The following is a 14674-nucleotide window of genomic DNA, read 5'->3' as shown; positions in this document are numbered from 1 at the left end:
GAGTCCGACCATGGAAGTGCTCTCGGCCGCCGTCCTGCTGTTCCTGATCATGGATCCGCTCGGGAACATTCCGGTGTTCCTGGGCCTGTTGCGGCCGCTGGCCCCACGCCGCCGCCTCTACGTCCTGGCGCGCGAGCTGCTCATCGCGCTGGCCATCCTTTTCGTCGTCCTGTTCGCCGGCCAGTGGGTGCTCGCGGGCCTGCACCTGCGCCAGGAATCGATCAGCATCGCCGGCGGCATCGTGCTGTTCCTGATCGGCGTGAAGATGATCTTCCCGACGGCCGAAGGGCTGTTCGGCGAGATTCCCGACGGCGAACCGCTGATCGTGCCGATGGCGGTGCCGCTGATCGCCGGGCCGTCGACCATGGCGGCGCTGCTGCTGCTGGCCAACCAGAATCCCGAGCGCACCGCCGACTGGAGCCTGGCGCTGGTTATCGCGTGGGTCGGCACTGCCGCGATCCTGTTCTCGGCGACCTGGCTGTACCGCCTGCTCGGCGCACGCGCGCTGAGTGCGCTGGAACGCCTGATGGGCATGCTGCTGGTGGCCTTGTCGGTGCAGATGGTGCTCGACGGCGTCGCCGTCTATCTGCGCAGCGCCCTCGCGGCCGGCTGATGCGACTGCTGCTGCTGGCGATCGGGCACAAGATGCCCGCCTGGGTGGACGCCGGTTACCGCGAATACGCGCGTCGCTTCCCGCAGCATCTGAAACTTGAACTCGTCGAACGTCCGGCGTCGCCCTGGGCGTCGCGCGGGGACGTCGCGCGTGGCCAGCGCGAAGAAGCGGACAGCCTGCGCGCGGCCATTCCGCGCGATGCGCGCGTCATCGCCCTCGATGAACGCGGCAGCGCCTGGACGACCCGGCAACTTGCCGATCGCCTCGACCAGTGGCAGCTCGACGGTCGCGATATCGCGCTGCTGGTGGGCGGCCCGGACGGCCTGGACCCGGAGCTGCGCGCCAGCGCCGAACAGCGCTGGTCGCTGTCGCCACTGACCCTGCCGCACCCGCTGGTACGTATCGTCGTCGCCGAGCAGCTCTATCGCGCCCATACGCTGCTGAGCGGACACCCCTACCATCGCGATTGAACCTCGCTGCACGGCGTGGCAGCGTGCCGCGTGCCGCCTCCTGCGGGATCCGATCATGCGGGTGTGGCCCGGCTCCCGTGCGGCCGTTGTGCCACTCCGGTGCGGGCGCCGGTCCGGTCGAGGTTTCGCCGCCATGCGTCACGGCAAGGCTTCAGGCCTGGCCCCATGCCGGCGGTTTCCCGCCGGCGAGCCCTTATCCCGATGGCATCAGGGCCGATCACCACGCTTGCCCGTGTCTCAATGTCAGCCCGCATGCGGCAGCCTGCGCCGTGTGATCATCCGTGTTGCAATGCGCGGCTTCCGCTCGCGACCCGACCGACTTCGTTCAAGCCATGGCCCCGATTCTTTATCTCGCCTCGAAATCCCCGCGTCGCCGCCAGCTGCTCGGGCAGCTCGGCGTCGATTTCGAGGTCCTGGATGTCGATATTCCCGAGGCGCCCGAGCCGGGCGAGTCGCCGGTGGCCTACGTCGAGCGGCTGGCGCGCGCAAAGGCCGCGGCCGGGCGCGCGGCGCTGGCGGTTGGTGCCGGCGGCGACGGCTGGGTGCTGGGCTCGGATACGGAGGTCGTGCTGGACGGGGAAATTTTCGGCAAACCCGTGGACGAGGCCGGTGCCGCGGCCATGCTGAGCCGGCTGGCCGGCCGGGAACACGAGGTGCTGACCGGCGTCTGCCTTGCCGGTCCGCCCGCTGCCGGGCCGCCCACGTCGCTGGTCTGCACGACCCGTGTCCGGTTCGACGCACTGGACGAGGCGGCGATCCGCGTCTATGTCGCCACCGGCGAACCTTTCGGCAAGGCGGGCGCCTATGCCATCCAGGGCCGTGCCGCGGCCTTCACCAGCCACCTGTCCGGCAGCTATTCCGGCGTGATGGGATTGCCTCTGTTTGAAACGGCGCGCCTGCTGCGGGCGGCGGGATTCGCGGTTTGACGGCGTTTTTCGGGCACAATCGGGCGAAGGAACAAGGGATTGCGCCGGTGTCTGAAGAATTGTTGATCAACGTCACGCCCCGGGAGACCCGGGTCGCGCTGGTCGAAAACGGCATGCTGCAGGAAGTGCATGTCGAGCGTGCCGCACGCCGGGGCTGGTACGGCAACATCTACAAGGGCCGCATTGTCCGCGTGCTCCCGGGCATGCAGGCGGCGTTCGTAGAGATCGGACTTGAGCGCACGGCGTTCCTGCATGCCTCGGACATCGTCCGCGCGGCCACGGTGGAAATGCTGACCGAAGAGGGCGCAACGAACGCGCCGCCCCCCGTGCCGCCGATCAACGAACTGGTTCGTGAAGGCCAGGAGCTGGTGGTCCAGGTCATCAAGGACCCGATCGGCAGCAAGGGCGCCCGCCTGACGACGCAGATCTCGATTCCCTCGCGTTACCTGGTGCTGCTGCCGCGCAGCCGCACGCTGGGCGTTTCGGCGCGCATCGAGGACGAGGACGAGCGTGCACGCCTGAAATCCGTCGTCCAGAACTTCAGCGAGCGCAACGGCTGCGGCTACATCGTGCGCACCAATGCCGAAGGCCAGACCTCCGAGGCGCTGGCCGAGGATGTCGACTACCTCGACAAGGCCTGGTCGCAGGTGCAGGCCCGGGCGCCGGCAGCGAAGGTCGGTGCGCGCCTTTACGAAGACCTCTCGCTGCCGCTGCGCGCCGTGCGCGACCTGATGCGCGCGAACATCGAGAAGGTGCGCATCGATTCACGCGAGACCTGGGATCGCACGATCGCCTTCGCGCAGACCTTCATGCCGGACCAGATCGAGCGCATCGAGCACTATCCCGGCGAGCGGCCGCTGTTCGACCTCTACGGCGTCGAGGACGAGATCCAGAAGGCGTTGACCAAGGAAGTGCCGCTGAAGTCCGGCGGCTACCTGGTCATCGACCAGACCGAGGCGATGACCACCATCGACGTGAACACCGGCGGCTACCTGGGCCATCGCAACCTCGAGGAAACGGTGTACCGCACCAATCTCGAGGCCGCGCAGACGGTGGCGAGGCAGCTGCGCCTGCGCAATCTCGGCGGCATCATCATCATCGACTTCATCGACATGGAAGACGATGAGCACAAGCGCCAGGTCCTGCGCACGCTGGAAAAGTTCCTTGCCCGCGACAACGCCAAGACCACCGTCTACGCGATGAGTCCCCTCGGGCTGGTTGAAATGACGCGCAAGCGCACGACCGAGAGCCTGGCGCGGCAGCTTACCGAGTCCTGCCCCGAATGCGGCGGCCGTGGCGTCATCAAGACCGCCGAGACCGTCTGCTACGAGATTTTCCGCGAGATCACACGTGCCGTACGCCAGTTCGAGGCGCGCACGCTGTTGGTGTTGGCGTCGCCCAAGGTCGTCACGCGCATCACCGAGGAGGAATCCGCCGCGGTCGTCGAGCTGGAGGAATTCCTGGGCAAGAGCATCCGCTTCCAGGCCGAGGAGCAGTACGGTCAGGAACAGTACGATGTGGTTCTGCTCTGATGGCGCCCTGGCAGCGGCCTCCGGCCTGGCGGTAATGTGAAGATCTGGCGTCGACGATTGCAGCGCTGGCTGTTATGGACGGTGTCCGGCGCCCTGATTGCGGCGGCGGTCCTGGTCGGTGTGATCCAGCTGGCACTGCCGTGGTGGGCGTCCGATCCCGATCGGGTTGCGCGCCTGCTGTCGTCGCGCCTGGGCTCGCCGGTACGGATCGAATCGACCGAACCCGGCTGGAGCCGGCGCGGTCCGGTGGTCGCGCTGCACGGCGTGCGCTTCGGCGAGGGTGACTCGGCACTGCGCATCGGCCGCGCCGCCTGGGCCGTGGACTTCGCCGGCCTGGTCCTGCCGGGGCGCGTGTTCAACGAATTCCGTGTGCAGGGCCTGGACGTGACGCTGTCGCGACAGGACGACGGCCGCTGGGAAGTGCTCGGATTGCCGGAACTGCTGCGTGGCGAGCGCCGCCGTTCGCTGAGCGAGGTCCTGCAGGCACTGCCCGCGTTCGCCGTGCGCGACAGCCGCCTGCAGGTGCGCTATGACGCGCAGCGGCCACCGCTGCGCGTGCAGCTGGCGGAGCTGCGCTGGATCGGCGGCGAAGAGGGTGATCACTGGCGGGGTCGCCTGCGGCCATCCGGTTCGGACGACGACAGCCATGACATCGAACTCGCGCTCGACCTTGCCCTCGGGCGCGGCCACGCCTACCTGCATGCCGACGACGTACGGCTGTCGCGCTGGCTCGACGACAGCCTGCCGATGCCGGTCCATCCGGACGACGGCCGGCTTGATCTGGAAGCCTGGCTGACGTTCGACGACCGCGGCGTCCATGACGCACAGGCCGAACTGGCGGTCACGGCGTCGACCTGGCGCCGCAGCGTGGACACGAAGGACGCCGACGGCGACCAGGCGCATCCGACGCGCGATGCCGACGCGGCCGTCAGATTGCCTCCGTTGGCCATGGGCACGCGCTGGCAGCGCGAAGGCGCCAACAGCCGTCTGCTGGTGGATGACCTGCGCATCGACGGCGTGGCGATGGGGCGCGTGGTGGGTGTCGTCGCCGACGGCGGGCTGCGTCTGCGCGCCACCGGTCTGGCGCTGGCGCCGCTGCAGGGTTTCGCGGAACTGGCGGCAGCCGGATCGCCGGCGGCGCGGCGTGCATTGCGCCAGGGCCAGCCCGCGGGTGCCATCGATGTCATCGACGCCGAATTCGCCGGCGGCCGCCTGCGCCAGTATGCGTTGCGGGTGTCGGGCCTGGTTTCCAGCGGGGCGCCCGGACAGCCGGGCCTGCGGGGACTCGACCTCGGTGTCCTCGGCGATGCCGAGGGGTTGGTGGCGTGGCCGGAAGCGGAAGGTCTGGTCGTCGATTATCCCGGCGTCCTGGCCGCGCCGGTCGCGATGGATATCGGCCGTGGTGCGATCAGCGGCTGGAAGGACGATGACGGCTGGCATTTCCATGCCGACCAGTTGCCGATCGCTGGCGACGGTTTCCAGTTGCGGCTGGCCGGCGGGGTCGACATCCCGCGTGATGGACCGGTGCAGCTGGACTTCGGCGCCCTGGTCGGGCCGACGCAGATCGAGGCGGTCAAGGCGTTCTGGCCGCTCAACCGGATTCCGAACACGGCGCGCTGGCTCAATCGCGCGCTGCGCGGGGGTGAGATCGTCGCCGGATCGGCCTGGTTGCGCGGTCCGGTCGGACCGTTCCCTTTTCCGCCCGGCACGGGGCATTTCGAAGCCACCGCCAGCGTCGCTGAAGCCGGGCTCGACTACCACGAGGAATGGCCGGCGCTTCGCGGCATTGACGCCGACCTGGTATTCGAGAACATGAGCCTCGCCGTGCAGTCCCGGCGCGCGCGCATGGCCGGCGTGCCCATTGATCGCGCCGGTATCCGGGTCGAGAACCTGAAGCTGCCGGTACTCGAGGGTCACGGCTCCGGTCGCGGCGACGGCGTCGCGCTGCTGGACCTGCTGCGGCGTACCCCGGTCGAAAAGCGCTGGGGCGAGCATCTTGAGGGCATGAGCCTCGAAGGCCCCGCACGCGCGGACGTCGATCTGCGGGTGCCGCTGAAACCGGAACTCGGCAACGCCTCCGTTGACGGCCGCGTGACCTTCGCCGGCGCGCATTTCCGCGACCGCCAGCGCCAGCTGGATTTCACCGACGTGCAGGGCGAACTGCAATTCACCCGCCATGGCATCTCCGCCTCGGGGCTGGCCGTCGGCGTCGCCGGTGAACCGGCGATGCTCGACCTGCGCATCGGCGACGACGTCGTTGATTCGCGCCATACGCTGGAAGGCCAGCTGCGCGGACGCCTGCCTGCCTCGGCGCTGTTCGGCGACTTCGACTATGTGGCGCCGATGGTCGCGCGCATGGATGGCCGCGCCGAATGGCGGGTCCGCATCGAGGTGCCGCATGCCGATGCCGCGGGAAGCGAACCCGGCGCCCGCGTCCGTGTCGACAGCGACCTGCGCGGCATCGCACTCGACCTGCCGGCGCCGCTGGCCAAGAGCCGGGGCAGCGCGCTGCCGCTCAGGCTGGAGACGCGACTGTCGCCGGAAGGGCAGCCGCGTCCGCTCGAGTTGCGCATCGGCAGCCTGGTGCACATGAAGGCACGACTGCCCAGTGCCGGCCTTGGATTCGCCGGCGCCGTCGCACTGGGCGGCGCCACGCCCGAGCAGGTGCCCCGCCTCGGCCTCAGCATCAGCGGGCAGGTGCCCGCCTTCGACCTTACCGGCTGGCTGGCGCTGTCCGCGCGTGGCGACGATTCGGCGACGACCTGGCCGCCGATCATGCTGCGGGCAGGTGAACTCGGCGTGTTCGGTCGCGCCTTCCGCGACGTCGACCTGCAGATGTTGCCCGCCGATGGCACGGTGAAGGTGCAGCTGCGCGGTCCCGATATCGATGGCGAGATCGTCTGGCCGAAGGCGAGCGAGGGCCGCGTGGTGCGCGGCCGCTTCAGCCGCGTGCATGTGCCGGAGGCGGGCAGCGCTTCCCTCGGCGGCGACCTTGATCCAGCGGCGATGCCGGCGCTGGACGTGGAGGCCGAAGACGTCCGCATCGGCAGCAAGCACCTGGGCAGCACCCGGCTGCTCGCCGAGGTGGCCGATGGCGCCTTCCGCGTCGAGCGTTTCCAGGCGCGCAATTCCGCCTTCGAGCTGGATGCCACTGGACTATGGCGGCGCGTGGCGACCGGTGACCGCTCCGACTTCGACATCGCGCTGCGCGCACCGGACCTGGGCCGCATGCTGGAGAGTTTCGGCTTCGCGGCGCTGATCGAAGGAGGCCGCACCGACAGCACCATCCGCGGCAGCTGGGCCGGTTCGCCCGCTGCCTTCGCGCTGGAAAACATCGAGGGCGTGCTCACGCTGAAGGTGGGCTCCGGTCGCATCATCGACATCGATCCCGGCGTCGGCCGCCTGTTCGGCCTGCTCAACCTGCGCGAGATCCCGCGCCGCCTGGTCCTGGATTTCCGCGACATCTTCAGCCAGGGCATGCGCTTCAGCTCCATCGAAGGCAGCTTCCAGCTCGACGTCGGCGAGGCCTATACCGACAACGTGCTGCTCAAATCACCTTCGGCCGACATCCTGGTGACCGGTCGCACGGGCTTGATACTGCGCGACTACGACCAGACATTGGAAGTGACGCCGCGCGTCGGTGGCACGCTGCCGGTGGTCGGCGTGATCGCCGGCGGCCCGGCCGGTGCCGCCGCCGGCCTGTTGATGCAGGGCCTGATGCGCGCGCACAAGGTCAGCCACATGGTGTATCGCGTCACCGGCCCCTGGGACGATCCGGTCATCATCAAGCAGGAGCCTATCAGTGGCACCTCGCCCCGCCCACGCGCCGAGCGCGCAGACATGGAACCCGCAACATGAGTACTGACATCCTCGCCCCGATCGAACTGGCAGAGCGTTCGCTGCTTGCCCCGGGCGGGCTGGGCCAGGCCGACCTCGAGCGCGTCTTCGCGCAGGTGATGGGGCCCGGCATCGACGCCGCCGACCTGTATTTCCAGCGCAGCCGCAGCGAGCAGTGGGTGCTCGAGGACGGCATCGTCAAGGACGGCACGCACAGCATCGAACAGGGCGTCGGCATCCGTGCCATCAGCGGCGAGAAGACCGGCTTCGCCTATTCCGACGAGATCATGCTGCCGGCGCTGGTGGAGGCCGGGCGCGCCGCGCGCGCGATCGCCCGCGAAGGACAGTCGTCGCCGGGGCAGGCGCTCAAGGTGGCCGGTGGCCGCAACCTGTATGCACCGGTCGATCCGCTGGACAGCCTCGACAACCACGACAAGGTGAAGCTGCTGCGCGAGGTCGATGCCTTCGCCCGCTCGCTCGATCCACGCGTGCAGCAGGTGATCGTCAGCCTTGCCGGGAGTATTGAAACCGTGCTGGTCGCCGCCAGCGACGGCACCTTGGCCGGCGACGTCCGCCCACTGGTCCGCTGCAACGTCCAGGTGATCGTCGAAAGCAACGGTCGCCGCGAGCAGGGCAGTGCCGGCGGGGGCGGTCGCCACGACTACGCACGCTTCACTGCCGGCGACCTGCCGTTCGCGTTCGCGCGCGAGGCGGTGCGCCAGGCGCTGGTGAACCTCGAGGCCGTCGACGCGCCGGCCGGCGAGATGACCGTCGTGCTCGGCCCGGGCTGGCCCGGCGTGCTCCTGCACGAAGCCGTCGGCCATGGGCTTGAAGGCGACTTCAACCGCAAGGGCACCAGTGCCTTCGCCGGCCGGATGGGCCAGAAGGTGGCCTCGTCGCTGTGCACGATCGTCGATGACGGCACGCTGGACGGTCGCCGCGGTTCGCTGAACATCGATGACGAAGGCGTGCAGACCCAGTGCACCACGCTGATCGAGAACGGCGTGCTCACCGGCTACATGCAGGACAAGCTCAATGCGCGCCTGATGGGCTCGCGACCAACGGGCAACGGCCGCCGCGAGTCGTTCGCGCACCTGCCGATGCCGCGCATGACGAACACCTACATGCGCCCAGGCGAAAGCGATCCGGGCGAGATCATCGCCTCGGTGAAGCGCGGCCTGTACGCGGTGAATTTCGGTGGCGGCCAGGTGGACATCACCTCCGGCAAGTTCGTGTTCTCCGCATCCGAGGCCTACCTGATCGAGGACGGCAAGGTCACCGCGCCGGTGAAGGGCGCGACGCTGATCGGCAACGGACCGGAGGCCATGGGCCGGGTGAGCATGGTCGGCAACGACCTGAGGCTGGATACCGGGGTCGGCGTCTGCGGCAAGGATGGCCAGAGCGTCCCCGTCGGAGTCGGCCAGCCGACGTTGAAGATCGATGCGATGACCGTGGGCGGCACGCAGACGTGACCCGCCTGGCGGGTCGCCCGTCCAGCGTCGGCCTGCGCTAAAGTGCGGAGATAGTTCAGGGTCGACCCTGGCGAGGGAGGAATGGGGAACATCGTCGCCGACCAGTCCGGTTCGAGGATGAGTGCACGGGTGTGGAGCCTGGTGGCGCTGGTCCTTGGCCTGGCATTGAGCGCGCTCGTCGCGCACTGGCAGCATGGCAAGCTGGTCGAGGACCGGCACATGCAGCTGGCGCGCATCGCCGCGCGCAGCGCGGAGACGCTCAACAGCGAACTGGCGTTCGCCAGCCAGATGATCCGCTCCCTGCAGGCGGCCTTCCTGTCCGCCGACCGGGTGTCGCCGCGCGAGTTCGCCACCCTGCACCGGATCCTCGACAAGGACCACTTCGTCCCGGCGCTGCGCCTGCTCGAATACGCGGCGCGCCGCACCGCGCCGGATGGCGGCAGCCGCTACATCACCGAGATGGTGGCGCCCGCCGCCGGCAATGACGCGCTGATCGGACTGGATGTGTCGGCACGACCGAACGACCTGGAAGCGCTGCACCGTTCCGCAGGCAGTGACCAGCCGGTGCTGTCGGCACCTTTCCGCCATGGTGACCCGATCCGCGGCGAATGGCTGGCCGTCAGTTTCCGCCTGCCGGTGTTCACCCGCGGCGCGCCACCGGCGACGCAGGACGAGCGCCAGGATCGCCTGGCCGGTTCGGTGGCCGCGATCTTCGATGTTTCGGCGCTGCTGAAGGTCGGCCTGCCGCCGGACGTGCTCGCCAACTTCAATGTCGACGTGCGCGACGCCCAGACCGGCACGATGCTGTTCCAGAGCGTCATCGACGATCCGGGTCCGCGGGAACCGCACATCGAACTGGTCGAAGACGTGCGTTTCGGCGAACGGATCTGGCGCCTGCACCTGACGGCGATGCCGTCGAACACGTCGCGCTCGACCGAGGCGGGGCTGACGCTGGCCATCGGCCTGCTGGCAAGCGTGATGATGGCGCTGGCCGTGTGGTCGCTGATCGGCATGCGCCAGCGTGCGCAGCGCCTGGCCAACAAGCTGGCCAGCCAGTACCAGGCCAGCGAAACGCGTTTCCGCGCCCTCAACGACCTGCTGCCGGTCGCCGTCGCACTCGTACGTGCCGACGATGGCCGCCTCGATTACATCAACGATGCTGGACGCCGGCGTTTCGGCCAGCACCTGACACCACTGCTGTCCACGCTCGACCAGCTCATCGACGATCCGGAAATGGTGCGCCAGGTCCGCTCCGTGGCGGACACCGGCCAGGCGCTGATCGAGCAGACCATCCACCTTGGCCACGCCGGCGGCTTCTGGGCCAGCCTTTCGGTGACGCGCGTCGAACTTGACGGGGAATACAAGCTGCTCATGGTCGCCAGCGACGTCAGCGAACTGCGCGAGCTGACCGAACGACTGCGCTTCCAGGCCATGCATGACGATCTCACCGGTCTGAACAACCGGCGCGGCTTCGATACCGAACTGGATCGCGCGATCGCCGCGGTCGATGCCGGCGGCATACCGCGGGCGCTGCTCTATCTCGACCTCGACCAGTTCAAGGTGGTGAACGACAGCAGCGGCCACGCCGCCGGCGACGAACTGCTGATCCGGATCGCCGCCTGCCTGCGCGACCAGCTCGGCCCCAGCGACCGGCTCGCGCGCCTGGGTGGTGACGAGTTCGGCATCCTGCTTGCCGACGGCCGCGAGGCGAACGCGCGCGCGACCGCGCAGCGCCTGTGCGAGGTGGTCGCCGGCAATATCCATCGCCTCGACCAGCGCAGCGTGGCGGTCACCGCCAGTATCGGCCTGGTGATCCTTGACGAGCCGGGAATGACGCGCGGCGACGCGCTGTCGATGGCGGATACCGCCTGCTTCCTGGCCAAGGAACACGGACGCAACCGCTATTACCTGTATGCCGAGAGCGACGCCGAGAGCGCGCACCGGCGCAGCGAGATGGAATGGCCGGGCCGTATCCGCCAGGCGATGGCGGATGGCCGCCTCAGCCTGGACTACCAGGAGATACGTTCGCTGCGCAAGGAAGTGACGGGTGCCGGCGCGCGCGTCGAGGTGCTGCTGCGCATGCGCGATCCGTCCGGGACGATGATCTCGCCCGGCAACTTCATTCCTGCCGCCGAGCGTTTCGGCCTGATGCCGCTGCTCGACAAGTGGGTGGTGGAAACCGCGCTGTCCAATTTCGACCGCCTGCATCCAGACGGTCCGAATCTGAGCAGTTGCTCGATCAACCTCTCCGGCGCCAGCGTCGATTCCGAGGGTTTCGCCGACGTCATCATCGATGCCATCGAGCGCCATCGCGTCACGCCCGGCAAGCTGTGCTTCGAGATCACCGAAACCTCGGCGGTGGGCAACCTGCGCCGCGTGCAGACCTTCATGCGCCGCCTGCGTGCCATCGGCTGCCGATTCGCGCTCGACGATTTCGGCGTCGGCATGGCCTCGTTCGGCTACCTGCGGCAGTTGCCGGTGGACATCATCAAGATCGACGGCAGCTTCATCCGCAAGATCGATACCGATCCGATGAGCCTGGCCATCGTGCGCGCGGTCGCCGAGATCGGCCACCACGCCGACCTGCGCGTGGTCGCCGAATCGGTGGATTCCGTCGAACTGCCGGCACGCCTGCGCATGCTCGGCATCGACTACGTGCAGGGTTTCGCGCTGCACCGGCCGGAGCCGGCGGTCTACTGCCGGGACCGCTTCGCCGCGCCACCCATCGAGGAGGAAGCGGGCCAGGGCTTCGACGCCGTTCCGGACAGCACCGCGCGATCCCCGTCACCCGACGGAAGCGGTTAGGCCGGCAGCCAGTACGCAGGGGCCTGCGTTGAGGGCCGCATGTTGGAGCGGGCCCGGATTTCGGTGGCGTCCCGGACGGCACCGCGCGCTCTCGTCCCCAACGACAGCGACTAGGCCGGCAGTGTCGCCGCGCAGGCGCGCCGCGTCGCCGTTCGGGCGTTGAACAGCGGGCCAGGGTTTCGGCGCTGTCGCGAACGGCACCGCGCGCTCCTCGTCACCCAACGCCCGCGAGCAGGCTGGCAGTGCCTCTGCGCAGGCGGGCTGTGTCGCCGTTCGGGCGTCGAAAATCAGGCCAGGGTTCGGCGCTGTCGCGCAGCCCCGCGCGCTCCTCGTCACCCAACCACCGCGACTAGGCCGGCAGTGCCTCCGTGCAGGCGCACCGCGTCGCCGGCCAGGCGTTGAACAGCGGGCTAGGGTTTCGGTGGGGTTCCGAACAGCACCGCGCGTTCCTCGTCACTCAATGGACGCGAGTAGGCCGGCAGCGCCTCCGCGTAGGCGCGCTGCGTCGCCGGCCGGGCGTTGATGGCATCGAACCAGCGGCGCAGGTTGGGGAAGTCTGCCAGGTTCTGGCCGTGCGCCTGGTGCGGCGCGATCCACGGATGGCAGGCCATGTCGGCGATCGAGTAGTCGCCGGCGATGAACTCACGGTCGGCGAGGCGGCGGTCGAGCACGCCGTACAGGCGCGTGACCTCGCGCGTGTAGCGGTCGATGCCGTAGGGCACGGTTTCCGGCGCGTAGATGCGGAAATGACCCGCCTGTCCCGCCATCGGTCCGAGGCCGCCCATCTGCCAGAACAGCCATTGCAGCACTTCCGCGCGGCCGCGTACGTCGCCGGGAATGAAGCGCGACGTTTTCTCGGCCAGGTAGAGCAGGATCGCGCCGGATTCGAACAGGCTGACCGGTTCGCCGCCACCGACGGGATCGTGGTCGACGATCGCGGGGATGCGATTGTTCGGCGAGATCGCCAGGAACGTCGGAGCGAACTGCTCACCCTTCCTGATATCGACCAGGTGCGGCGTCCAGGGCAGCCCCGTCTCTTCCAGGAGCAGCCGGACTTTCATTCCGTTCGGCGTCGGCCAGTAATGCAGGTCGATCATGGTGGCGTTCCTTGTCGATGCGCTCAGATGTCCAAGGCGGCAAGGTTGCCCTTGCTTTCCAGCCAGCTCTTGCGATCGCCGGCACGCTTCTTCGACAGCAGCATGTCGACCAGTGCCTTCGTTGCGACCGGATCATCGACATCCAGGCGCAGAAGGCGACGCGTGTCCGGATGCAGCGCCGACTCGCGCAGCTGCGAGGGATTCATTTCACCCAGGCCCTTGAAGCGGGTGACGGAGACCTGGCCGCGCATCTTCTCGCGCTCGACGCGTGCCAGCAGTTCGTTCTTCTCGCCCTCGTCGAGCGCATAGAACACCTGCTTGCCGACATCGACGCGGAACAGCGGGGGCATCGCCACGAAAACATGGCCGGCCTCGACCAGGGCCGGGAAATGGCGCAGGAACAGTGCCGACAGCAGCGTCGCGATGTGCAGGCCGTCGGAGTCGGCGTCGGCGAGGATGATCACCTTGCCGTAGCGAAGGCCGGTCAGGTCAGGCTTGCCGGGATCGACGCCGATGGCGACGGCGAGGTCGTGCACTTCGGTGCTCGCCAGCACGCTGCCGGACTCGACTTCCCAGGTGTTGAGGATCTTGCCGCGCAGCGGCAGGATGGCTTGGAAGTCCTTGTCGCGTGCCTGCTTGGCACTGCCGCCGGCGGAGTCGCCTTCAACCAGGAACAGCTCGGTACGCGACAGGTCCTGGCTGCTGCAGTCGGCGAGCTTGCCGGGCAGCGCAGGGCCCTGCGTGACCTTCTTGCGGACCACCTGCTTCTCGGTTTTCAGGCGCGCGGTGGCGCGTTCGATCGCCAGCTGCGCGATGGCCTCGCCCTCGGCGACATGCTGGTTGAGCCACAGTGAAAAAGCATCGTGGACCGTGTTCTCGACCAGCGCCGCGGCAGTGCGCGAACTCAGGCGCTCCTTGGTCTGGCCGGAAAACTGCGGATCGGCGATCTTCACCGACAGGATGAAGCACAGCCGGTCCCAGACGTCCTCCGGCGCCAGCTTGACGCCGCGCGGCAGAAGGTTGCGAAAGTCGCAGAACTCCCGCAGCGCTTCCGTCAGGCCGGTGCGCAGGCCGTTGACATGGGTGCCGCCCTGCGCGGTCGGAATCAGGTTGACGTAGCTTTCCTGCACCAGCTCGCCTTCCGGCAGCCAGGCCAGCGCCCATTCGCAGGCATCGGTCTCGCGCTCGACGCTGCCGAGGAAGAGGTCGGCGGGCAGCACCACCTGGTCCACCAGCAGGCCGCGCAGGTAATCGCGAAGGCCGTCGGCGTAGCACCATTCGTCGCGTTCGCCGCTGGCCTCGTCGTGCAGGCGCACGGTCAGGCCGGGGCAGAGCACCGCCTTCGCCCGCAGTACGTGGCGCAGCGCACGCAGGCTGATGCGCGGCGAATCGAAATATTTCGGATCCGGCCAGAAGCGCACGCGGGTGCCGGTGTTCTTGCGGCCGACCGTGCCGACCACGGCCAGCTCGCTGGTGCGTTCGCCGTCGGCGAAGGCCATGTGGTATTCCTGCCCGCCGCGCTTGACGAACACTTCCAGCTTCTGCGACAGCGCGTTCACGACCGACACGCCGACGCCGTGCAGGCCGCCGCTGAAGCGGTAATTGCGATTGTTGAACTTGCCGCCGGCATGCAGTCGCGTGAGTATCAGCTCGACGCCGGGAATGCCCTCCTCGGGATGGACGTCCACCGGCATGCCGCGGCCGTCATCGGCGACCTCGCAGGCGCCGTCGCGGAAGATGGTGACCTCGATCGTGCGGGCATGGCCGGCCAGCGCCTCGTCGACGGAGTTGTCGATGACTTCCTGCGCCAGGTGGTTGGGACGCGCGGTATCGGTGTACATGCCAGGCCGGCGCTGGACCGGCTCAAGACCGGAAAGGACTTCGATATCGGCGGCGTCGTAACGGCTCATCGGTTGCAGGCG

The 14674-nt window shown here is 68.6% G+C and carries 9 protein-coding genes; 7 read left to right on the top strand and 2 right to left on the bottom strand.

The features are described 5' to 3' along the window. The first annotated feature begins 10 nt into the window (after positions 1–10). The 7 genes from EDC25_RS02315 (at position 11) to EDC25_RS02285 (ending at position 11655) form a co-directional block, all read left to right on the top strand. Positions 11–613: a YhgN family NAAT transporter gene (locus EDC25_RS02315; protein ID WP_123522062.1), complete on the top strand. Its 603-nt coding sequence runs from the start codon at positions 11–13 to the stop codon at positions 611–613. Then, a complete protein-coding gene (rlmH, locus tag EDC25_RS02310) occupies positions 613–1083 on the top strand; it encodes a 23S rRNA (pseudouridine(1915)-N(3))-methyltransferase RlmH (RefSeq protein ID WP_123522061.1) in 471 nt (156 codons plus the stop codon). Before EDC25_RS02315 ends, rlmH begins: the two co-directional genes overlap by 1 nt. 332 nt (positions 1084–1415) lie before the next feature. Beyond that, positions 1416–2009, top strand: a complete 594-nt coding sequence (locus EDC25_RS02305; protein ID WP_123522060.1) for a Maf family protein — start codon at positions 1416–1418, stop codon at positions 2007–2009. A gap of 47 nt (positions 2010–2056) precedes the next feature. Next, the gene (gene rng, locus EDC25_RS02300; RefSeq protein ID WP_123522059.1) at positions 2057–3541 is read left to right on the top strand and encodes a ribonuclease G; all 1485 of its coding nucleotides are present in this window, start codon (positions 2057–2059) and stop codon (positions 3539–3541) included. A gap of 36 nt (positions 3542–3577) precedes the next feature. Further along, complete coding sequence (locus EDC25_RS02295) at positions 3578–7399, top strand: YhdP family protein (RefSeq protein ID WP_123522058.1); 3822 nt, start codon at positions 3578–3580, stop codon at positions 7397–7399. Then, positions 7396–8850, top strand: coding sequence for a metalloprotease TldD (tldD, locus tag EDC25_RS02290; protein WP_205984965.1), 1455 nt, complete (start codon positions 7396–7398; stop codon positions 8848–8850). Before EDC25_RS02295 ends, tldD begins: the two co-directional genes overlap by 4 nt. An 81-nt stretch (positions 8851–8931) precedes the next feature. Beyond that, the gene (locus EDC25_RS02285; RefSeq protein ID WP_123522057.1) at positions 8932–11655 is read left to right on the top strand and encodes a bifunctional diguanylate cyclase/phosphodiesterase; all 2724 of its coding nucleotides are present in this window, start codon (positions 8932–8934) and stop codon (positions 11653–11655) included. Between the two features lie 410 nt (positions 11656–12065). On the opposite strand, the gene EDC25_RS02280 is transcribed toward EDC25_RS02285, so the two are convergent. Both EDC25_RS02280 and parE read right to left on the bottom strand, forming a co-directional pair. Continuing rightward, positions 12066–12752 (bottom strand): glutathione S-transferase N-terminal domain-containing protein, encoded by a 687-nt coding sequence (locus tag EDC25_RS02280; protein WP_123522056.1) that lies wholly within the window; start codon positions 12750–12752, stop codon positions 12066–12068. Between the two features lie 23 nt (positions 12753–12775). Next, complete coding sequence (parE, locus tag EDC25_RS02275; protein WP_123522055.1) at positions 12776–14662, bottom strand: DNA topoisomerase IV subunit B; 1887 nt, start codon at positions 14660–14662, stop codon at positions 12776–12778. Positions 14663–14674 lie beyond the last annotated feature (12 nt).

This window comes from Pseudofulvimonas gallinarii, assembly GCF_004343305.1.
Lineage (GTDB): Bacteria > Pseudomonadota > Gammaproteobacteria > Xanthomonadales > UBA2363 > Pseudofulvimonas > Pseudofulvimonas gallinarii.
This window is presented reverse-complemented; position numbering and strand designations above follow the sequence as displayed.